Source organism: Streptomyces sp. NPDC102278 (genome assembly GCF_044766345.1).
Classification (GTDB): domain Bacteria; phylum Actinomycetota; class Actinomycetes; order Streptomycetales; family Streptomycetaceae; genus Streptomyces.
The window spans coordinates 13611-33466 of sequence record NZ_JBIWLV010000011.1 but is presented as its reverse complement, the minus strand read 5'-3'; the positions used below and the strand labels follow the sequence as shown (position 1 = coordinate 33466).

General features: G+C 71.8%; 24 protein-coding genes. 12 read left to right on the top strand and 12 right to left on the bottom strand.

The annotated features are described in order from the left end of the window. Window position 1 precedes the first annotated feature (1 nt). The 4 genes from ACIRO3_RS24835 to ACIRO3_RS24820 all read left to right on the top strand — a co-directional run bounded on the left by ACIRO3_RS24835 (window position 2) and on the right by ACIRO3_RS24820 (window position 2258). Complete coding sequence (locus ACIRO3_RS24835; RefSeq protein WP_404140792.1) at window positions 2-496, top strand: gluconokinase; 495 nt, start codon at window positions 2-4, stop codon at window positions 494-496. Window positions 497-557: 61 nt separating this feature from the next. Further along, window positions 558-1253 (top strand): GAP family protein, encoded by a 696-nt coding sequence (locus tag ACIRO3_RS24830; protein ID WP_404140381.1) that lies wholly within the window; start codon window positions 558-560, stop codon window positions 1251-1253. Window positions 1254-1454: 201 nt separating this feature from the next. Beyond that, entirely contained in the window at window positions 1455-1928 is a 474-nt protein-coding gene (locus ACIRO3_RS24825; RefSeq protein ID WP_404140378.1) for a DUF6325 family protein, read from the top strand. Window positions 1929-1970: 42 nt separating this feature from the next. Further along, window positions 1971-2258: an SHOCT domain-containing protein gene (locus ACIRO3_RS24820; protein ID WP_404140375.1), complete on the top strand. Its 288-nt coding sequence runs from the start codon at window positions 1971-1973 to the stop codon at window positions 2256-2258. A gap of 30 nt (window positions 2259-2288) precedes the next feature. On the opposite strand, the gene ACIRO3_RS24815 is transcribed toward ACIRO3_RS24820, so the two are convergent. Continuing rightward, window positions 2289-3563 (bottom strand): ClC family H(+)/Cl(-) exchange transporter, encoded by a 1275-nt coding sequence (locus ACIRO3_RS24815; protein ID WP_404140372.1) that lies wholly within the window; start codon window positions 3561-3563, stop codon window positions 2289-2291. A gap of 226 nt (window positions 3564-3789) precedes the next feature. Here ACIRO3_RS24815 and ACIRO3_RS24810 point away from each other — a divergent pair, with 226 nt between their 5' ends. Further along, window positions 3790-5472 carry a BCCT family transporter gene (locus ACIRO3_RS24810; RefSeq protein ID WP_361786657.1) on the top strand — a complete coding sequence of 561 codons (1683 nt, stop codon included), beginning with the start codon at window positions 3790-3792 and terminating at the stop codon, window positions 5470-5472. Between the two features lie 108 nt (window positions 5473-5580). On the opposite strand, the gene lpdA is transcribed toward ACIRO3_RS24810, so the two are convergent. Further along, a complete protein-coding gene (gene lpdA, locus ACIRO3_RS24805; protein WP_404140368.1) occupies window positions 5581-6984 on the bottom strand; it encodes a dihydrolipoyl dehydrogenase in 1404 nt (467 codons plus the stop codon). A 360-nt stretch (window positions 6985-7344) separates the two neighbouring features. On the opposite strand from lpdA, the gene ACIRO3_RS24800 reads away from it, so the two are divergent. Continuing rightward, window positions 7345-8613: a YhgE/Pip domain-containing protein gene (locus tag ACIRO3_RS24800; RefSeq protein WP_404140365.1), complete on the top strand. Its 1269-nt coding sequence runs from the start codon at window positions 7345-7347 to the stop codon at window positions 8611-8613. A gap of 386 nt (window positions 8614-8999) precedes the next feature. After that, window positions 9000-9188 carry a DUF6381 family protein gene (locus ACIRO3_RS24795; protein WP_361786193.1) on the top strand — a complete coding sequence of 63 codons (189 nt, stop codon included), beginning with the start codon at window positions 9000-9002 and terminating at the stop codon, window positions 9186-9188. Between the two features lie 97 nt (window positions 9189-9285). Here the strand turns inward: ACIRO3_RS24795 and ACIRO3_RS24790 are convergent, their stop codons facing one another. Next, the gene (locus ACIRO3_RS24790; RefSeq protein ID WP_366001346.1) at window positions 9286-9552 is read right to left on the bottom strand and encodes a DUF6479 family protein; all 267 of its coding nucleotides are present in this window, start codon (window positions 9550-9552) and stop codon (window positions 9286-9288) included. Window positions 9553-9690: 138 nt separating this feature from the next. Here ACIRO3_RS24790 and ACIRO3_RS24785 point away from each other — a divergent pair, with 138 nt between their 5' ends. Together ACIRO3_RS24785 and ACIRO3_RS24780 are read left to right on the top strand one after the other, a co-directional pair. Beyond that, entirely contained in the window at window positions 9691-9978 is a 288-nt protein-coding gene (locus tag ACIRO3_RS24785; protein WP_361786198.1) for a WhiB family transcriptional regulator, read from the top strand. A gap of 94 nt (window positions 9979-10072) precedes the next feature. After that, a complete protein-coding gene (locus ACIRO3_RS24780; protein WP_404140361.1) occupies window positions 10073-10456 on the top strand; it encodes an STAS domain-containing protein in 384 nt (127 codons plus the stop codon). A gap of 28 nt (window positions 10457-10484) precedes the next feature. On the opposite strand, the gene ACIRO3_RS24775 is transcribed toward ACIRO3_RS24780, so the two are convergent. From ACIRO3_RS24775 to ACIRO3_RS24765, 3 genes are all read right to left on the bottom strand, one after another. After that, window positions 10485-10814, bottom strand: coding sequence for an STAS domain-containing protein (locus ACIRO3_RS24775; protein ID WP_361786204.1), 330 nt, complete (start codon window positions 10812-10814; stop codon window positions 10485-10487). A 154-nt stretch (window positions 10815-10968) separates the two neighbouring features. Further along, a complete protein-coding gene (locus ACIRO3_RS24770) occupies window positions 10969-11316 on the bottom strand; it encodes a PRC-barrel domain-containing protein (protein WP_366001349.1) in 348 nt (115 codons plus the stop codon). 191 nt (window positions 11317-11507) lie between these two features. Next, window positions 11508-13235, bottom strand: coding sequence for a thiamine pyrophosphate-dependent enzyme (locus ACIRO3_RS24765; RefSeq protein ID WP_404140357.1), 1728 nt, complete (start codon window positions 13233-13235; stop codon window positions 11508-11510). Between the two features lie 248 nt (window positions 13236-13483). Here ACIRO3_RS24765 and ACIRO3_RS24760 point away from each other — a divergent pair, with 248 nt between their 5' ends. Further along, the gene (locus ACIRO3_RS24760) at window positions 13484-14638 is read left to right on the top strand and encodes an aromatic acid exporter family protein (protein WP_404140354.1); all 1155 of its coding nucleotides are present in this window, start codon (window positions 13484-13486) and stop codon (window positions 14636-14638) included. 108 nt (window positions 14639-14746) lie between these two features. On the opposite strand, the gene ACIRO3_RS24755 is transcribed toward ACIRO3_RS24760, so the two are convergent. Further along, window positions 14747-14947, bottom strand: coding sequence for a hypothetical protein (locus ACIRO3_RS24755; RefSeq protein ID WP_361786216.1), 201 nt, complete (start codon window positions 14945-14947; stop codon window positions 14747-14749). 56 nt (window positions 14948-15003) lie between these two features. Beyond that, window positions 15004-15462: a DUF5709 domain-containing protein gene (locus ACIRO3_RS24750; protein WP_366001352.1), complete on the bottom strand. Its 459-nt coding sequence runs from the start codon at window positions 15460-15462 to the stop codon at window positions 15004-15006. Window positions 15463-15604: 142 nt separating this feature from the next. Between ACIRO3_RS24750 and ACIRO3_RS24745 the strand changes: the two genes are divergently transcribed. Both ACIRO3_RS24745 and ACIRO3_RS24740 read left to right on the top strand, forming a co-directional pair. Next, the gene (locus tag ACIRO3_RS24745; RefSeq protein WP_404140351.1) at window positions 15605-15823 is read left to right on the top strand and encodes a hypothetical protein; all 219 of its coding nucleotides are present in this window, start codon (window positions 15605-15607) and stop codon (window positions 15821-15823) included. 193 nt (window positions 15824-16016) lie between these two features. Further along, the gene (locus ACIRO3_RS24740; protein WP_404140348.1) at window positions 16017-16859 is read left to right on the top strand and encodes a DUF2382 domain-containing protein; all 843 of its coding nucleotides are present in this window, start codon (window positions 16017-16019) and stop codon (window positions 16857-16859) included. Window positions 16860-16975: 116 nt separating this feature from the next. On the opposite strand, the gene proP is transcribed toward ACIRO3_RS24740, so the two are convergent. From proP to ACIRO3_RS24720, 4 genes are all read right to left on the bottom strand, one after another. After that, window positions 16976-18472 (bottom strand): glycine betaine/L-proline transporter ProP, encoded by a 1497-nt coding sequence (proP, locus tag ACIRO3_RS24735; RefSeq protein ID WP_404140345.1) that lies wholly within the window; start codon window positions 18470-18472, stop codon window positions 16976-16978. Window positions 18473-18629: 157 nt separating this feature from the next. Next, window positions 18630-18896, bottom strand: a complete 267-nt coding sequence (locus tag ACIRO3_RS24730) for a DUF4235 domain-containing protein (protein WP_361786231.1) — start codon at window positions 18894-18896, stop codon at window positions 18630-18632. Beyond that, window positions 18893-19204, bottom strand: a complete 312-nt coding sequence (locus ACIRO3_RS24725; protein WP_366001356.1) for a hypothetical protein — start codon at window positions 19202-19204, stop codon at window positions 18893-18895. Before ACIRO3_RS24725 ends, ACIRO3_RS24730 begins: the two co-directional genes overlap by 4 nt. Before the next feature lie 196 nt (window positions 19205-19400). Continuing rightward, window positions 19401-19769 (bottom strand): PRC-barrel domain-containing protein, encoded by a 369-nt coding sequence (locus tag ACIRO3_RS24720; RefSeq protein WP_366001357.1) that lies wholly within the window; start codon window positions 19767-19769, stop codon window positions 19401-19403. Window positions 19770-19856 lie beyond the last annotated feature (87 nt).

Below are 19856 nucleotides of genomic sequence, written 5' to 3'. Positions count from 1 at the left end.
GATGGGCGTCTCCGGCTCGGGCAAGAGCACGCTGGGGCGGCTCCTCGCGGGGCGGCTCCACGTGCCCTTCGCGGAGGGTGACGACTTCCACCCGGCGGCGAACATCGCCAAGATGGCCGCCGGGCAACCGCTCGACGACGCGGACCGCGAGCCGTGGCTGACGAGCCTGGCAGCGTACGTCGGTGACGCCACGCGGGCCGGACGGAGCGTCGTGATCTCGAGCTCGGCCCTCAAACGCGCGTACCGGGATCGCTTCCGGTCCGCCGGACCGGGCGTCTGGTTCCTGTACCTGGAGCTGGACCGGGAGGTGGCACGTGCGCGCGTCGCCCGTCGGGCGGGGCACTTCATGCCGGTCGCGCTCCTGGAGTCGCAGTACGCGGCCCTGGAACCCCTGGGGGGCGACGAGGCCGGGCTCACCGTCCACGCGGACACGGCCGCCGACATCGTCCTCGCACGGGCCCAGGCGGCGATCGCGGGCTTCGAGGCCCGCGGGTGAAGGAGGTGTCGTCGAAGCATCGCGTGTGTAGCGTCGTAGGTGGTCCCGCCTTGGGGGCGTCATGGTCCTCGATCTCATGCTCATCGCACTCGCCATCGCCCTGTACCCCCTGCCCGTCATGGCCTTCGTGCTGGTGGTGACGGCGGAGAGGGGCGTGTGGAAGGGGCTCGTCTTCATCCTGGCCTGGTTCGCCTGTCTGGTCACGGTGATCGCCGTCGTTCTGGTGGTGACCGACGGCGAGCCGCCCGCGCCCCGCTCCCCGCCCGGTGTGGCGGCCCTGATCGCCAAACTGGCCATCGGTCTCGGCCTCGTCGCCTACGGACTGCACCGGCGTCGCGCCATGCGGCGCACACGGGCGCAGGCGGGCGGCTTGGGCGCGCCCCGTGACCCCGACGGGTCGGACGAGCCCTCCGCCGCGACGGCTCCGGGCATGGACTCGCCCACGATGGCGGGGTCGGCGGCACTGGCCGTCCTGCTCCAGCCCTGGGGCATGGTCGCCGCGGCGGCGGTGACCGTGATCGACGCGGACACCTCGCACGCGGCCACCTTCCTGGCACTGTTCGGCTTCTGTCTGCTGGCCAGTGCGGGCCTGCTGGCCTCGGAGCTGTACATCGTGTTCTCACCCGAGGCCGCCCAGATGCGACTGCACAGGCTGCGCGCGTGGTTGGTGGGCCACACGCAGCAGGCGATCGTGTTCGGCTCCCTGGTGCTCGGTCTGTGGTTGACCGCGAAGAACATCCACCTGTTGACGGGTTGACGGCCCGGCCCCGTCCTCACGACGACGGCCCGGCGGCCCCCGGAGCGGGGACCGCGCGGAGGCCGGACATGCGCGGGCACCGGGGCGGTGTTGGAATGGCAGTGGACGACGTCCGCCCCCGCCCCGCGCGTGACCGGACCCGCGGCCCGCGCCCGCGGCCGCCGCATACGTCCTCCCCCATCCGGCCAGACGGGAGCAACCATGAGCAGCGAGGTCGACGAACGCAGCGGAAGCGGTGCCATCGAGGACATGGGCCCGGTGGACTATCTGGTGATCGAGTTCCCGGGGAACCGCATGACGGGCGAGGGGTTCCCCCTGCTCGTCGATCTCGTGGATCGCGGCGTCATCCGCATCCTCGACCTCGTCTTCGTCCGCAAGGACGCCGACGGATCGGTGACGGCAATGGAGCTCCGTGACCTGGGTGACGAGGTGGACCTGTCGGTCTTCGAAGGGGCGTCCTCCGGTCTGCTGGACCAGGGCGACATCGACGACGCCGGCATCGCCCTGGAACCGGGGAACTCGGCGGGGATCATCGTGTACGAGAACACCTGGGCGGCGCCCTTCGCCCGCGCCATGCGGCGGGCCGGTGCCCAGCTCGTGGCGGCCGGACGGATTCCCGTCCAGTCGCTGCTGGCGACGCTGGACGCCATGGAGGACCCCGCCGACGGACGCTGAGGTCGGCCGCGGCCGACTCCGCCCAGCTTGGAGATGAGCATCATGGCCCGACTTCTTCGCGGGATCGCCCGTACCGCCGTCGTCGCCGGAACGGCGACCGCGGTGTCCAACCGTGTGTCCCGGCGGCAATCCGGCCGGTGGGCGGATCAGGACGCCCAGGCGCAGGCGGCGCCCGCCCCTCAGGCGGCTCCGGCGGCGGCTCCGGCCACCGACCCGGCCGACGAGATGAGCGGCAAGATCGACCAGCTGAAGGAACTCGGCACCCTCAAGGCGCAGGGCCTGCTGACCGAGGAGGAGTTCGCCGAGCAGAAGCGCAGGATCCTCGGCTGACCCCGACGGCGTACCGAGCGCACGGCGCGCTCAGCCGCGCCGGGCCGTACGCAGGCGCAGACTGTCGTAGATCGGTGTACTGCCCATGCGGTCGGCGGTCAGGGTCGCGGCGAAGCAGGCGGCCGTCAGGGGGATCAGCAGCGAGGTCGCGCCCGTCATCTCGACCACGAGAACGATGCCGGTGACGGGCGCGCGGACGACCGAGGAGAACAGCGCGGCCATCCCGACGATCGCGAACGACACCGCGCCGCCGCCGGGCAGGAGGGGCTGCGCGAGGGCGTGTACCAGGGCGCCCCACAGGGCCCCCACGGCCAACAGGGGCGCGAAGAGTCCGCCCGGGGTGCCGGCCGCGTAGCTGAGCGGGCCCGCCAGGAAGCGCACCACGAGGTACCCGACGAGCACCGGGACCAGCGGGACGGCTCCGCCCAGCAGACGCCCGCTCAGCCGGTCCCCGCCGCCGGCCAGCGCGGGGTCGATGCCGAGCAGGAGGCCCACGACGGCGCCGATGACGGCCGCGCGGGCGACCGGCCCGACGCGGGTGACGTGGTCGCAGCGATCCAGGAATCCGATGATCAGACGGTTGTAGCCCGCTCCCAGGACGCCCGTGGCCGCGCCGAACAGCAGGAAGGCGGGCAGGAGCGCGAGCGGCGGGCCGGCGAGGTCGGGGACCCGGAAGTCGAGCCGGTTGCCCACCAGAAGGCGGGAGCATCCGACGGCGGTGGCGGTGCCGATGAGCGTGACGAGCACCAGGCGGACCCTGAGCGTCCTGGTCACTTCCTCGCACACGAACAGCACTCCGCCCAGGGGCGCCGTGAAGGCCACCGCGAGACCGGCGCCCGCGAGCGAGGTGTGCAGGAGCCGGACGTCGTCCTCGTCCAGCCGCGTCCGGCGCCCCGCCTCCGCACCGATGGCGGCGCCCATGTGCACCGTCGGTCCTTCCCGCCCCAACACCAGGCCCGATCCGATGGCGATCAGGCCGCCCACGAACTTGGCCGGCACCAGCCACGGCGGCCGGGGGGACCGTTCACCCCGCCACACGGCCTCGACGTCCTGGATGCCGCTGCCGGCGGCCAGGGGGACCCGCAGGGCGATGGCGCAGGCCACGGCGGCGCCGGTGGCCGTGAGGGCGGCCGGGACGAGCCACCCGAGGACGCCCAGGTGCTCCGACGCCCCCACCAGCGATCCGCGCAGTTCGGTCGCCCGCGCGAGGCACCAGCGGAAGCCGCCGCCGACCAGCCCGACCAGGCAGCCCGCGATCGCCGCGACGAGGTGGACGGCGATTCGACCGCGGGACGCACGGGGCATGCGTCAGAGACTGCCCGAGCTCCGCACACCGTTTCGGACATCGCCGCGAGCGCGCCGAAACCGTCCCCGACTGGGCCAACAGGCGGGCGACGCTCCCCCTCCACGGCACGAGGTCCGCGACATCGGCGTTCGGTGGCCATCAGGACACCGGTTCGCCGATGAAAGCGTGATAAGCCATCATTTCCACCCATATGGCTTTCTCGGCCCTTGGCGAAGGGGGAATTCGTTGTCGAACGATCCACCGACCGGCCCTCGTCCCCGAACGGACAAGGTGGTCTTCGGCGTCACGGCCGTCCTGACCCTCGCCTTCGTGCTGTGGGGCGCCCTGGCCACCGATTCGCTGGAGAGCGTGTCGAGCAGCCTGTTGAAGGGGCTCATCCACAACGGCGGCTGGGCCTTCATGCTCGCGGCCACCGGCTTCGTCGTCTTCGCCCTCTGGCTGGCCATCAGCCGCTACGGCCGGATCCGCCTCGGCCGCGAGAGCGAGTCCCCGGAGTTCCGCACCGTCTCGTGGGTCGCGATGATGTTCAGCGCCGGCATGGGCATCGGCCTCATGTTCTACGGCGTGAGCGAACCGCTGGCGCACTACGGGACGCCCCCTCCCGGCACCCACCCCGCCGATTCCGCCGAGCGCATGCAGACGGCGATGGCCACCACGCTCTTCCACTGGACGCTCCACCCGTGGGCGATCTACGCGGTCGTCGGACTCGCCATCGCCTACAGCACCTTCCGGCGCGGCCGGCGCCAGACCATCAGCGCGGTGTTCGAGCCTCTCATCGGCTCCCGGCACGCCCACGGTGCGGCGGGTCGCGTCATCGACATCGTCGCGATCTTCGCCACCCTCTTCGGCTCGGCGGCCTCCCTGGGCCTGGGCGCCCTGCAGATCGGCAGCGGTTTCCGCGAGCTCGGGTGGATGGGCACCGTCAGCACCGCGCTCCTGGTCACCATCATCGCCGTGCTGACGGTGGCGTTCGTGGCGTCCGCGGTCTCCGGCGTGGAGCGCGGCATCCAGTGGCTGTCGAACATCAACATGGTGCTCGCCCTCGTACTCGCGGCCTTCGTGTTCATCGCCGGACCCACCATCATCGTGCTCGACCTCCTCCCCACGTCCCTCGGCGCCTACCTCGGCGACCTGCCCCAGCTGATCGGCCGCACGGAGGCGACCGGCGGCGGTGACGTCGCCAGTTGGCTGGGCAGTTGGACCGTCTTCTACTGGGCGTGGTGGATCTCCTGGACGCCGTTCGTCGGCATGTTCATCGCCCGCATCAGCCGTGGCCGCACGATCCGTCAGTTCATCGGCGGCGTCATCCTGGTGCCGAGCACGGTCAGCCTGCTGTGGTTCGCCGTGTTCGGCGGCACGGCGATGAAGCTCCAGGAGAGCGGCAGGCTCGGCAAGGAGACCACGCCGGAGGGGCAGCTCTTCGGGCTGCTCCAGCAGTTCCCCGTTCCCACCCTGATGAGCCTGCTGGTGATGGTCCTCGTCGGCATCTTCTTCGTCTCCGGCGCGGACGCCGCGTCCATCGTGATGGGCACGCTGTCGCAGAAGGGCACTTTCGAACCGGCCCGCCTGGTGGTCGTCTTCTGGGGCGTGGTCACCGGAGCCGTCGCCGCGATCATGTTGCTCATCGGCAACGGCGAGGGCGACGCGCTCGCCGGGCTGCAGAACCTGACGATCCTCGTGGCGGCGCCGTTCACCGTGGTGATGATCGGCATGTGCGTGGCCCTCATGCGCGATCTGCGCCGGGACCCGCTCATCGTCAGGGGCGAAATGGGCAAGGAGGCCGTCGCCCAGGCCGTGGTCGCCGGTCACGAGGAGTACGACGGCGACTTCGAGATCCGGATCGGGCCGGGCACCGGCCCGGCCCCCACCGGGCCCCGGCCGCCGTCCCCGCTCGACGAACAGCCGTGACGGCGGCACGGGGAGCCGACGGCCGCGCGCGGCCGGACCGGACGTCCGGCCGCGCACGGAGCCGGCCCGGGTCGCGGGACGCCCGCGACCCGGGCGGTCTCCCCCGACTCAGAAGTTGATCATGTGCCCGGCCAGGCCGTGGACGGCTTCCTTGACCGCCTCGCCCAGCGTCGGGTGGGCGTGCACGTTGCGGGCGACCTCGTGCACGGTCAGGTCCCACTGCTGGGCCAGGGTCAGTTCCGGCAGCAGTTCGGTGACGTCGGGTCCGATCAGGTGCGCGCCGATGATCTCACCGTGCGTGGCGTCGCTGATCAGCTTGACGAAGCCGACCGGGTCGCCGAGGCCGTGCGCCTTCCCGTTGGCGGTGAAGGGGAACTTGGCGACCTTGACGTCGAAGCCCTTCTCCTTCGCCTGGGCCTCGGTCCAGCCGAAGCTGGCGATCTGCGGCTGGCAGTAGGTGGCGCGCGGGATCATCGGGTAGTCGAGTTCCATCGTCTCGGCCCCTGCGATGGTCTCGGCGGCGATGACGCCCATGGCCTCGGCGGTGTGGGCCAGCATGAGCTTGGCGGTGACGTCCCCGATGGCGTAGATGTTCGGGACGGAGGTGCGGCAGCGGCCGTCGACCTCGATCGCCCCGCGCTCGGTGACGCGTACGCCGGTGGCTTCGAGGCCGTAGCCGGTGACGTTCGGCGCGAAGCCGATCGCCTGGAGCACCTTGTCGGCCTCCAGCACCTTCGGCGCTCCGTCCTTGCCGGTGACGTGTACGCGCACCCGCGGGCCGGACTCGTCGATGGACTCGACCCTGGTCGAGGTCAGCACGTCGATGCCGAGCTTGCGGTACTGCTTGGCGAGTTCGGCGGAGACCTCCGCGTCCTCCAGCGGCGCGATCCGGTCGAGGAACTCGACAATGGTGACCTTCACCCCGTAGTTGTGCAGGACGTAGGCGAACTCGATCCCGATGGCGCCGGCGCCGGCGATCACGACGGACTCGGGTACGTCCTGGGCCAGGATCTGCTCCTCGTACGTCACCACGCGCTCGCCGCGTCGGGTTCCGGGCAGCAGCCTGGGGGTGGCGCCGGTCGCGATGACGCACTGGTCGAAGGACACCTCGCGGGTGCCGCCGTCCGGTTGGGCGACCCGGAGGGTGTTCGCGTCGAGGAAGGTGCCCCGGCCGTCGATCTCGGTGATGCCGTTCTTCTTCATCAGGTAGTGGACGCCCTTGACCCGGCCGTCCGCGACCCGGCGGCTGCGGTTGAACGCCTCCCCGTAGTCGAAGGAGACCTTGCCCTCCACCTTGATGCCGAAGGTCTTGGCCTCGTGGGTGAAGAGGTGGGCGAGCTCGGCGTTGCGCAGCAGCGCCTTGGTGGGGATGCATCCGACGTTCAGGCAGACACCGCCCCAGTACTTCTCCTCCACGACCGCGACCCGCCGTCCCAGTTGGGCGGCGCGGATGGCGGCCACGTAGCCGCCGGGTCCCGCGCCGAGTACCACGACGTCGAAGCGCTCGTCCATGTGCGTTCCTCTTCTGTCGAACCGGGTGTCGGGGCCTGTGCCGGGACACATCTGCCGACCCTAGGCCGGCTCCTTCGGATCGCGTCGGTCAGGGGCGGTACTCCGTGCGTCCGTTCCGCGTCCGTTCCGTCGGGAACGGCTGCGGTACGGGCTTCTTGACGGTGGATCAGGTGGGCGAGCCCCGGCGGCGGGGTCGGACGGGCCGGTACTGCAACGGGGGGAGGAACGGCGAGGCGTGCACCGGCGGGGACGTGTGCGGGCCGCATCCTGACCTCTCGCAGGGTCGGCACGCCCTCACCCGGTCGGCCGTTCCCGCCCCGCTGCGCGGTCCTCGTGCCCGCCCGGAACCCACGGAGAACCATGGCCGAGCCCGCCGCCCCTCAGGCCACCGCCGCGACGCTGGTGCGCCGCCCCCGGTTGTGGCTGGTGCCCACGGTCCTCACGGGGCTGCTGGCCCTGCTGCTGTCCCTGCTGTACATGGGCGGCATCGTCAACCCCAACCAAGACCTGCACGACCTGCCCATCGCCCTGGTCAACGACGACACCGGCAAGCCGCCCGCCGGGCAGAAGGAGAACCTGGGCGCGCGGGTCACGACCGCCATCGCGGCCGACACCGGCGGCGGCAAGGCCGAGTGGCGCACGCTCACCCGCGCCCAGGCCCAGGACCAGCTCGACTCCGGGAAGGTCTACGGCGCACTCGTCGTGCCCGCCGGATTCACGAACACCGTGACCGCCCTCACCACGTCGCGGGCCACCCAACAGCCGACGATCACCGTGCTCACCAACCCCGGCAAGGGCAGCCTCGGTTCCTCCCTCGCCAGTCAGATCACGACCAAGGCCGCGCATCAGGCGTCCCAGAGCCTCGGCCGGCAGCTCACGGCGGCGGCCGACACGCGGTCGAACCCCACCGTGAAGCTGCTGCTGGCCGACCCGGTGAACGTCGTCACGCAGGTCGGCCACCCGATCGGCACCAACAGCGGCCTCGGCCTCACGGCGTTCTACTACACCCTGTTGCTCGTCCTGGCCGGGTTCATGGGCGGCAACGTCATCAGCAACGGCGTCGACACCGCCCTGGGCTACGCGGACAACGAGATCGGCCCCTGGCACACCCGCCGCCCCACCGTGCCGATCAACCGGACCCAGACGCTCCTGCTGAAGATGCTGATGACCGCGGGGATCACGCTCCTCAGCTCCTCGCTGGTCCTCCTCGCCTGCGTGGCCGTCCTCGGCATGGACGCCTCCCACGTGCCCCTGCTGTGGATCTACTCCTACTGCGCGGCCCTCGCCGTCGGCCTGGGCGTACAGGCGATCAACGCCGCGTTCGGCGGGATCGGCCAGTTGGTGTCGATGTTCGTGTTCATCGTGCTGGGTCTGCCCTCCTCGGGCGCCACGGTGCCGCTCCAGGCGGTACCGGGCTTCTACCGCTTCCTGTCGCACTTCGAGCCCATGCGGCAGCTCAGCGACGGGGTGCGCGCGATCCTCTACTTCGACGCCCGGGGCGACGCCGGGCTCACCCGCTCCTGGACCATGATCGCGATCGGCGCCGTCCTGGCCCTGCTCTTCGGTTTCGCCATGACCGGGTACTACGACCGCAAGGGGCTCAAGCGCCTCACCCCGCAGCCCGTCTGACCGCCCTGCCCCGTCCGCGGCGGGCCCGTGCCCCTACCCGACGGTGTTCATCAGGATGATCGCCAAGAGGTCGGCGAAGATCACGGCCAGGATGCCGAAGATCATGAGCCACGCCCTGCGCGATTCGTCCATGTCCGTGTCCATGGCGTCACCTCCGGTCGGCGCGCTGCCGGGAACGCGAGCCGCCCGCACGACCGTGCGGCCGCTCCCGCGCCCCTCCCATGATGGACCGGCCTTCGGCGTGTGCCACATCCGCCTCTCGGTCCCGCGGTGGGGCGGGCTCGGCGTCTCGGCGAGCGCCGGGCCCCGCCCGCCAGGGTGGCGGACGCGCTCCGGCACTGCTTGGCTGGGGAAGAGACGGTACTCCCCCGACCCGAGGACGGATCATGGGCAACGAGAGCCGGCCGAGCGCGCGGGTGCGGCAGCTGCGCGACAAGGCTCAGGAGCTGGAACAGGCGGCGCAGCGGGCGACGGATCCCGCGGAACGCCGGCGGCTGACGGACAAGGCCATGCACATCCGGGAGAAGAGCGAGCGGGAGAACGGCCCGGGCGCCGGAACCATGGACCCCATGTGACCCCGCACGCCCCCGGTGGGCGCCTCCCTTGGGCGCGGGGTCGCGCGACCCGCGGCGACCCCGATCCACGGGCGGGCACGGCCCCAGGGGGCGGGGGTCAGGGGCGGGGGCCGGTGCCTGCCGCGCCCTCCTCCGGCGTCTGCCAGGAGTCCTCGCGCCCTCGCGCCGCGGGGTTCTGCTCGGCCGGCTGAGCCGGGGCCGCGCGCCGGGCGTTGCGTCGGCTGCCGTACCAGAAGGCGCCGATCAACAGGACGACCAGGACCACGCCGGCGATGACGAGGTACAGCGAGCCCTGCCCTTCGGCCGCGAGGGTGCCGCCGGCGATGTCGGCGGGAATGTCGGTGGCGTTCTCGATGGCAATCATGAATCCCGCCTACCCACGATCGGCGGACTTACAGCGGATCTCGGCAGCCGGCCCCCCTCCACGTTTCGAACAAGACTTTGTGGTCAGACGGCCTTTGAGGAATGTGTTCGAAGACGCGGCTGTGGGAGAGCGATGGGGATGGCGAAGGTGTCACATCTGCCCGGACGGGCGGAGCACCACTGGATCTGGCAGATGGAGGCCGCGTGCCGCGGTCTGGGCTCGGAGGGCTTCTTCCACCCGGACGGCGAACGAGGACCGGACCGGGCGATGCGCGAGGAAGCGGCCAAGGCCGTGTGCGCGGCGTGCCCCGTGCGGGCCCACTGCCTGGAACACGCCTTGCGCGTCGCCGAACCGTACGGAGTCTGGGGCGGGTTGACGGAGAAGGAACGCCGGCAGGCCGTCGACTCGCGTCCCGCGGCGGCATAACGGTGACCCCCCGCCCGCGACGTTCGAGACCTGATCGCGCGCGCGGCCGTCGGGCGGGCCCGCCGCCACGGGAGATGCCTTGGGAGACGACATCATGAGCGGACCGACCGGAGCGCACGAGACCGGAACCGACGCGCAGACCGGCACCGACGCGTCCCGCGGTCCCCTGGGCTACCAACACGCCTCGGGCGCGGCCTGGGTGGTCGAGGCGCGCGGGGAGCTGGACCTCGAAACGCTCCCTCCCCTGGAAGCGGCCCTCAGTCAGGCCGCGGCTTCCCACCACATCGTGATCCTGGACGCGCGGGGCGTCTCCTTCGCCGACTCCACCTGCCTGAGCGTGCTGCTGCGCGTGCGGCAGCTCACCGACCTGCGGATCGCCGGACCCTCCCGCCAGCTCACCCGCCTGCTGTCGGTCACCGGCGCGGACCGGGTGGTCAGCGTGCATGCCGACCTCGCCGCCGCGACGTTCCAGACCTGAGCCGGCACCGCCCGCCCGGGGCAGCGGGTCACATGGCGCGCGCCGCGTCCACACCGTCGGTGATGGTGAACAGTGCGCGGGCCTCGGTGAGTTCCAGGAGGCGGTCCAGCCGGGGCGGTACGGGGCCGGCGAGGACCAGGCGGCCGCTGCGCAGCAGGATCACCATGTGATTGAGCAGCGAGGAGTCGGCGAACGTGACCTCGCGGACGTCCAACACGATCCGCCGCAGGGACGGATCGGCGACGGCCGCCGCACTGGCCGCGGCCAACGGTCCGAGAGTGTCCTGGTCGAACTCCCCCACGCACGTGATCACACGGACCCCGCCGTCGTCCGGCTGCACCAGCACGCCTTGCTCCACCTGCGACCCCTTCACGCGCCGGGACCCCGGTCGCTCCGCACAAGCCGTCCGCTGCCCGTTCCCGGGCAGCGCATCCGGTGCGAGGCTACCCCGGTCCGCGGAATCGTGAACCGGCCTGCCCCGGCCGCGTGTCGCCGGTCGGCGGGTGGTGGGGTCAGCCGTCGTCGCGCGTGTAGTAGTCGGCGACCCGGCTCCGGTAGGCGGCGTCGCCGCGGTGCTTGTCCTTGTCGTACTCGGGTGCGTTCTTGATCTGTTCCTTGGTGCGGCTCACCCGGATCTTCTCCTCCTCCATGTCCACGCGCTCGATCGTCCCCGCGGGCAGGAGGACCTCCTTCCCGAAGATCCACGGACCGGTGTCCACGACGATGTACGAGGACCCGACGTCCTCGGTGTGCGAGTCGACCTTGCCGATGTGACCGTCGGCGGCCTCCACCTTGAAGCCGATCAGCACGGCGCCGACCGGGTACCGCGAGTCGGGGCCGTAGTTCCACAGTTCGGACATGGATCCTCTTCTCGGGTTGCCCCTCACGTCGAGGGGGACGCGGCCATGTTTCCCGGCCGGGGCTCCCGCCGGCGGCCCGTGGAGGACGCCTGCGGCGAGAGTCACCCGGACGGCCCCCGAGCCCTGCGGGGTCGGCGGCAGTGGGGTCGGTGGGGGTGGGCGGGCTTGGTGGGGTTGCGGGGTCGGCTGGATCAGCTTTCGCGGCTCGGAAGGATCTCCTTGACCTTGGCGATGGCGTATCCCCACCCCTGGCCCACGGTCGGCTTGCCGGGCACGGCCACTTCCTCGGGGTTGGTCAGCACGTCCAGCAGGACGGGCCCGGGGGTCTCGAACGCCCGGCGCACGCTGTCGTGCAGGTCGGCCGGGTCGCTCACGCGGATGCCGGTGAGGCCGAGCGCGGTGGCCACCGCCGCGAAGTCGGGGTTGTCGAGCTCCGTACCGAACTCGGGGAGGCCCGCCTGCTCCTGTTCGAGTTTGACCATGCCGAGCCGTCGGTTGTCGAAGACGACGAGCTTCACCGGCAACCGGTACGTCTTGATCGTCATGAGGTCGCCGAGCAGCATGCTCAGTCCCCCGTCGCCGCAGAAGGCGACGATCTGACGGTCGGGCGCCCAGAGCTGCGCCCCGAGCGCCTGCGGCATGGCGTTGGCCATCGAGCCGAGGTTGTACGAGCCGATCAGGCGCCGGCTGCCGCGCATGGTGACGAAGCGGGAGAGCCAGACCGTGGCCATGCCCGTGTCGGAGGTGAAGACGGCGTCCTCGGCGGCGTACCGGTCCACCGCGGCGGCCAGGGCCTCGGGCCGGATCTCGTGGTCGCGGTTGTCCAGCGCCGCCCGCAGTTTGCCGGTCCAGCGGTGCTCGTGGGCGGGGTCGGCCAGGCGCTGCTGGCCTTCCTCCCAACGCGTGCAACGGTCCCGGGCGTCGTCGAGGTGCCCCCCGTCGGGGAAGGCGTTCAGCAGCGGGAGCAGGGCGCGCAGCGTGGCGCCCACGTCCCCGGCGAGACCCACGTCCACGGGGACCCGACGTCCCAGGTGCTCCTCGCGGGTGTCGATCTGGACCACCTTGCAGTCCTTCGGGTACCAGTCGCGATAGGGGAAGTCGGTACCCAGCATGAGGAGCGCGTCAGCGCTGTCGAGAGCGTGTGAGGCCGCGGGATTGCCGATCAGGCCGGTCTGGCCGACCTGGAAGGCGTTGTCGTCCTCGAACCCCTCCTTCGCCTTCAGCGTCAGCACCATGGGGGCGCGGAGCAGCTCGGCGGCCCCCAGTACCTCGGCACGAGCCTCGCGGGCGCCGCGGCCGACCAGCAGGGTGACGCGGGAGGCGGCGTTGAGGAGTTCCGCGGCCTCGGCGAGGGCCGGGTCGTCGGGGCGGGTGACGGCGCGGTCGAGGGCGAAGCGCGTGGGGCGGTCCTCGCTCAGCTCCTGGTCGCCGAGGTCGCCGGGGACGGTCAGTACGGCGACCCCGCCCTGACTGACGGCGGCGCGTACGGCGGACTCCAGCATCCGGGGCATCTGGTCCGGGGAGGTGACGGTGGCGCGGTAGACGGCCACGTCGCGGAAGAGCAGGTCGTTGTCGACTTCCTGGAAGTAGTCGCTGCCGATCTCGGCGAGGGGTACCTGACCGCATATCGCGAGGACGGGAGCGTGGCTCTTGGCGGCGTCGTAGAGACCGTTGAGCAGGTGCACGGAGCCGGGGCCCACCGTGCCCATGCACACCCCGAGGGTGCCGGAGAGCTGGGATTGCGCCCCGGCGGCGAAGGCGGCGGCCTCCTCGTGGCGACAGCCGACCCAGTCCAGGTCGTCCGTCGTGCGGATCGCGTCGGTCAGGGGATTGAGCGCGTCCCCGACGACCCCGAAGACGTGCCGGACGCCGAGATCCTTGAGTGCGTCGACGATCACATGGGCGACGGTACGTGCCACGGAAGTGCCCCTTCGGTCGGGTACGGCCCTCGGTGCGAGTGCCGGGGTGGGCGGGTGAAGCGGTCCGGATCGGCCGCCCGCCCATCGGATGCCCAGCCGTCGGGCGCTGATGCGAGCGGCGGGCCCGCCGCTCGTCGCGGGTGTCGCCCCCGAGGGGGCAGCCGGCCGACAGTCAACCCCTCGCGCCCCCGCGGCAGCGTCACGTTTGCCGCCATCCGACCGGGCATACGCCGGATCGGAGGTGACAGATGCCCGAGTGGGACAAGCTGCCCGGAGCGGTGAAGACGAGGTGTACGGAGATCGCCGGACGGGTCCGGCGCGGGGTGCGGTACCAGGGCGGTGAGCGCGACGACCTGGTGCTGGGCGCGAAGACCGTGGTGGCGGCCATGGGGGCGTGGATGCTGGCCCGTCACTTCCTGCCGACCGCGGTGGCCACGTTCGCCCCGTTCACCGCGCTGGTGGCGCTCCAAGCGACGGTCTACCGCTCCGTGCGGCACTGCGCGCAGTACCTGATCGCGATGACGGTCGGCGCGGCCCTCGCCGCGTCGCTGGCGGCCGTCGCCGGCATCCACGGCTGGACCTTCGGGCTGCTCACCCTGGCGGCCCTCGTGCTCGGCCGCGTCCGGCGCCTGGGCGAACACGGCACCCAGGTGGCGATCGTGGGCTTCTTCGCCTTCTCCTCCGGACAGGGCAGGATCGACTACATCGGCCACCTCGTCGCCTCCGTCGTCATCGGCGCGCTCTGCGGGCTCAGCGCCCACCTGGTACTCGCACCCGCCCGGCACACCCGCCACCGGCAGGAGGCCGTGGCCGACCTGTACGAGGGCGTCCACCGGCGCGTCGGCGTCCTGGCCGACACCATCGAATCCGAGAGCCCGGACGCGGCCCGGGTGGAACAGTTGCGCCGCGACTGGCGCAGGCTGTCCGCGGACGCCGACCGGATCCGGCACTCCATCGACGCCGAGAAGGAGAACGGCCGGCTCAACCCGCGCCGCAGCATCGCCGGAGCGGCGCAGGCGCTCCCCCGGGCCCAGGAAGCGGTCGACGTGGCCCAACGCGGCCTCGACCACGTCCGGTCGATCAGCCGCAGCATCCACTACGCCGTCGACAACGGCGAGTTGAGCTCCGTTCCCGCCGAGTTCCGCTCGACCTACGCCTCGCTGCTGCGCACGGCGTCCACCGCCCTGGAGCACATCGGCCGGACCGCCCGGACCGAGCCCGGTGTCCTCGGCGAGATCCTCGACCGGACGGCCGCCGAGTTGGACCGCGCCCAGAAGGAGGCGTTGAACTCCCCCGACATCCGTCCGGCGGTCTTCGCCCTGCAGGGCACCCTCCTCACCGACGCGGGCCGGCTGGTCGCCGAACTCCGCCGAGGGCGCCGGGTGCTCGACCCCTCGGCTTGAGGCGGTCCACCGGGACCGGGGGCCCGGGTGGACCGCCCGTCCCGGTGGACCGTCTCGCCGGGGGTGGACCACCTGTGCGGGTGGACCGTCCACGGGTGGGTGGGCCGCCTACTCGCCCTTCCGGGCGCGCTTCGTGGTCCCGCTCGTCCGACGGCGGGCATCGCCGTCGGACGGGTCGGCTTCGCCGGCTGCGTCCTTCCCGGTGCCGGGAACGACCGCTTCGTCCGCCTCCTTGCGGGCCTCCGGGTCGCCGCTCTCCCCGGGTGCCTGCGAGGGAGGAGTGGGCCTGGTGGGTTCCTTCTCGGTCATGGTGTGCTCCTGGTGTCTCGTGAGGTGCTCTGCCGGGGGGATCGGCGCGCAGCGGATTACCTCGGCTCCTCGTCAGGGTCCTCGATGACGTGCACGGCCGCCTCCTCGGCCGAGGCCGCTCCGGCGTCGACGCCCACGTCGTGCGCGAGGACGTTGTTCTCGCGCGGGGAGTCCGTGGCGGGAGCCAACCGGCCCGCGCGGGCACCGCCCGCCTGCGGGTCCACGGGCTCGCCTTCCCCGCCGTCGAGGTCTCCGATGCCGTCGCCCGCCGGGGGCTCCACGTCGGGAACCTCGCGGGCGAGGCGCTCGTCGAGGCTCTCGCCCTGCTGCTGCTCCTCGCCGGTGGTGGCGTGGCGGTCGCTCGCGTAGGGCCGCTCGGGCGGCGAGTAGCCCTGGTCGAGCCGGGCGTCGGTGTCGAGCTCCCCGACGCTGTGGTCCATGTCCGGCTCCTCGGAACGCTCGTCCTCGGGCTGGGGCTGGTAGACGTCGTCGCCGCGGGCGTCGGATTCGGTCATGAGCACGTCCTTTCCTCCTGGCGCCGCCCGGTTGTCGACGGCGCCGCGGTTCCCTGGGCGCCTCCCCAGAATTCGGGGGATCACGCGGGCCGATCGGCCCCGGTTGTACCGCGGGCCCGGGAGTGTGGTCGTATCGGCTGTCATGGACCACGACCTCCGCACAGACGACTTCCCCGACGCCGACGGCGACGGGCGGCGCGAGCGGGCCCGCCGGACGGTGGCGGCCCGCGCCACCGATCCCGACGACTTCATCGCGCTCCTGAGCGCCCTGGACCTCCACTCGGACCGGGACGCGGGGCGGGCCGCGCTTGACTGCGACCGCGCCGGCCGCCGCCCTGACCGGGCCACTCGTTCGGAGTAGCCGGGTCGCGGGGGGTGACACCCCGGTTACACGGCGGTTCCGGCCGTCCGATGGCGCCCGGCAGCGCTCCCGCACCGCACCGACCGGTTGCGGCGGCGCGGATCAGGGTGCGGTCTGGAGGGGGGCACGAGGTGAACGCGGGACAACGAGGTCGCCGCGCGCCGCGTGCCGAATCGCACTGGAGGATTCACCGATGAGCGCTGGAAACGGTTTCCTGAGCACCGAGCAGCTGTTGAACCTCACGGCGTACGACGCCGACGGGGAGAAGATCGGCAGCATCGGTCAGGTCTACCGCGACGACGCGACGGGCCGGCCGGAATGGGTCACCGTCAAGACCGGCTGGTTCGGCATGAAGGAGTCGTTCGTTCCCCTCGCGGGCGCCCGCAGTGACGGCGAGGCCCTGCACGTCCCGCACGCCAAGGACATCGTCAAGGACGCGCCGCGGGTGGACGCCGATCAGCACCTCGACGCCGACGAGGAGCACCGCCTCTACCGGCACTACGGCCTGTCCGCCTCGGCCTCCGACGGCAACGGGAACGGCAACGGGAAGGCCAAGGGCAACGGCAAGGCCCACCGCACCTCCGTGGACGCCCCGGGCATCGCCACGGGCACGTACGTCGACGACCGGGGCGAGGGCCGCGGCAAGGACGAGCTGATCCGCTCGGAGGAGCGGCTGCGCGTGGGGACCACGAACGAGGAGGTCGGTCGCGCCCGGCTGAAGAAGGTCGTCGTCACCGAGAACGTCACCACCACGGTCCCCGTCAGCCACGAGGAGGTCCGCGTCGTGCGCGAGCCCGTCCGTGAGGGGGAGCGGGTGCGCGGCGGCGCCATCGGCGAGGCCGAGTCGGAGGTGACCCTGCACGCCGAACGGGCGGTGACCCGCAAGGAGACCGTGCCGGTCGAGCGCGTGCGCCTGGAGACGGACAAGGTCACGGAGCAGCAGGAGGTCTCCGACACCGTCCGCAAGGAGCAGGTCCGCTACGAGCAGGGCAAGGACACCCGCCGGGGTGAGGGCGGGAAGGGCCCGCGCCGCTGACGCGCGCCTCGCCCGGAACGGGCAACGGCCCGCACCGCTTCGGTCGAAGCGGTGCGGGCCGTTGCCCGTTCCGGGCGGGTGGCCCCGACGCCGGAGCTTGCGGCGCGCGGACCTCGCTAGAACTTCGGGTCGGGTGACTGGGCCGCGCACAGTTGCGCGGCTTCCTCCTGTGTCTCGACGGAGGGCGGGGATCCGTCGAGCGGCTTCCGCGCGGTCTCCTTCATGCAGGCGACGGCGATGATGCCGACCAGGCCCGCGGCCATCGCGTAGTAGGCCGGCATGAGGTTCGTGCCGCTCCAGCTGATCAGCGCCGTGATGACCAGCGGGGTCGTCCCTCCGAAGATCGACGCCGACAGGTTGTATCCCACGGACAGCGAGCCGTAGCGGACCTGCGTCGGGAAGAGGGCCGGGAGGGCGGCGGACATCGTGCCGAGGAGGCAGACGAGGGAGAGCCCCAGCATCAGCATGCCGAGGGTGATCGCCGGGATGGCGCCTTGGCGGATCAGGAGGAAGGAGGGGAGCGACAGCACGAAGAAGCCCACCATGCCCGCCATCAGCAGCGGCTTGCGGCCGAACCGGTCGGAGAGCTTGCCGACCTGGCTGATGAGGAGCATCAGGAGGACCATCACGGCGAGCAGGATCAGCAGGCCGTGGGTCTCGCTGTAGCCGAGTTCGTCCGACAGGTAGGTCGGCATGTACGACAGGAGCATGTAGTCGGCGATGTTGTACGCGCCGACCAGGCAGATGCACAGGATCAGCGTCGGCCAGTACTGGCGGAAGATCTTCGCGAGGTCGCCCTTGGTGGTCGTCTCCACGCGGTCGGCGGCCTCGGTGGCGCGCGCCGTGCCGCCCTCCAACTTCTGGAAGGCCGGGGTCTCGTCGAGGCGCAGGCGCAGGTACAGACCGACCAGGCCGAGGGGTCCGGCGACCAGGAACGGGACGCGCCAGCCCCAGGCCTCCATCTGCGGGTCGTCGAGCACCGTGTACAGGGCGGTGACGAGGCCGGCCGCGCCGACGTAGCCGGCCAGGGTGCCGATCTCCAGGAAGCTGCCGAAGTAGCCGCGGCGCTTGTCGGGGGCGTACTCGGCGATGAAGGTGGAGGCGCCGCCGTACTCACCGCCGGTCGAGAAGCCCTGGAGCACGCGGAAGAGGATCAGCAGGACCGGGGCCCATACGCCGATCGTGTCGTGCGAGGGGATGAGGCCGATGGCGAACGTGCCGACCGCCATCATGATCATGGTGAGCGCCAGGATCCTCTTGCGGCCGAGCCGGTCGCCCATGGGGCCGAAGAACATTCCGCCGAGCGGCCTGACGAGGAAGGCCACCGCGAAGGTGGCGAACGAGGAGAGCAACTGGGTGGTGTCGTTCCCGGAGGGGAAGAAGACGTGTCCCAGGGTGACGGCGAGGTAGGAGTAGATGCCGAAGTCGAACCATTCCATGGCGTTGCCGAGCGACGCCGCCTTCACGGCGCGCTTGACCGCCTGCTCGTCCGTGACGGTGATGTCCGTCCGGCGGAGTCTGGGGTTCCGGCGCTGCCTGACGGCACGGAACAGTATGGGATGGCGCTTCACCGCTTCCGGATCGGCCACCTGCTGGGATTCGGGGGCCGCCATGGCCGGTCCTTTCCTCGGTGGGTCTTCCAGGAACCGCGTGTGCGCGATCATGGCGGCCGCAAACCGGATCGACGGCCACATGCGACGTGTGTCACATGCCGGCCGTCGAATGCGCGGGCGGCGCCGGCCCGCGTACGGGGCCGGCGCCGCGGCGGGCTCAGCCCGGCCAGGTGCCCGTCAGACGCCGCGCCGCGATCGCCCCGGACCGGTCCACGGCGGCCTTGGTCAGGGCGAAGATCGCCCCTTGGAGGCCGGCGGCGATGAGGATCTCGGGCCAGGACCGGTCCTCGTCGGTGGCGTCGGGGGCGTCCCCCTCCCCTTCGATCAACTTCCAGGCCTGCTTGAACGCCATCCCCGCGAGCATGCCGCTGACGGCGCCCAGGGCGAACCCGACGGGCTTGTAGGCGATCTTGATCCCGTTCACTTGCGGCCCCGGCTCCGACGCACCAGCGCGTACACGGCGAGCAGGGCACCGAGCGCGATGAGCGGGGTGCGGTTCGCCCGGGCCCTGGTCGCGACCTGCCCCGCCGTGTCGAGGACCGAGTCGGGGGTCTTGTCCGCGGCGAGCCGACCCACGTGGGTCGTGGCCTGGACGACCTGCCGGGACGCCTGCGCGGCCTTGTCCAGGACGGGGTCGGGGGTCTTGTCCTTCACCAACTGCGCGGCCTGCTCCGCCGTCTCGCGGATCTGGTCGGTCATCCGGGCTGCCTTCTCCACGATCTGCTCCTTCATGTCGATCGACTTCTCGTCGCCGCGTCGGCCCCCGCGCTCGGGGCTCGTACCGCGGTCACAGCCCGGCTACCCCACATCGGCGGGAACACCCACCCCACCGGGGCGCGCCTCGTTGGCCGAGCATCCGAAAGGGGCCCGAACTCGTGGAGTTCGGGCCCCTGTTCACGCGCGCGGGTCGGATGTCCACGCGTGCGGGTCAGACGGGGCGGCCGCCGAAGGGAATGTCGGGGCCGTAGTAGACGCCCAGTTCCTCCCGGTAGCCGGTGTCCCCGAGGTGCTTGTCACGGTGGAACTCGGGGGCGTTCCTGATCTGTTCCCTGGTGCGGTCGACGAAGATCTTCTTCTCGTCCGCGTCGATCCGGGTGACGGTGCTCGCGGGCAGCAGGACCTCCTTGCCGAAGATCCAGACTCCGGTGTCCACGAGCAGATAGGCGTCACCGACCTCGTCGGAGTGCTTGTCCACCTTGCCGATGCCGCCGTCGGTCGCCTCGACCTTGTAGCCGGCCAGGTCGGCGCCGGCCACGTGGCCCGAGGTCGGGGGGTAACTCCACACATGCTCAGTCACGCGAGAACAACTCCTCCGGTGGGCGTGGGACGCCGAGGGTCACCCCCGCGTCCGTCCATTTCCGTTCGTCGTGCGCGGCGGCCGGTG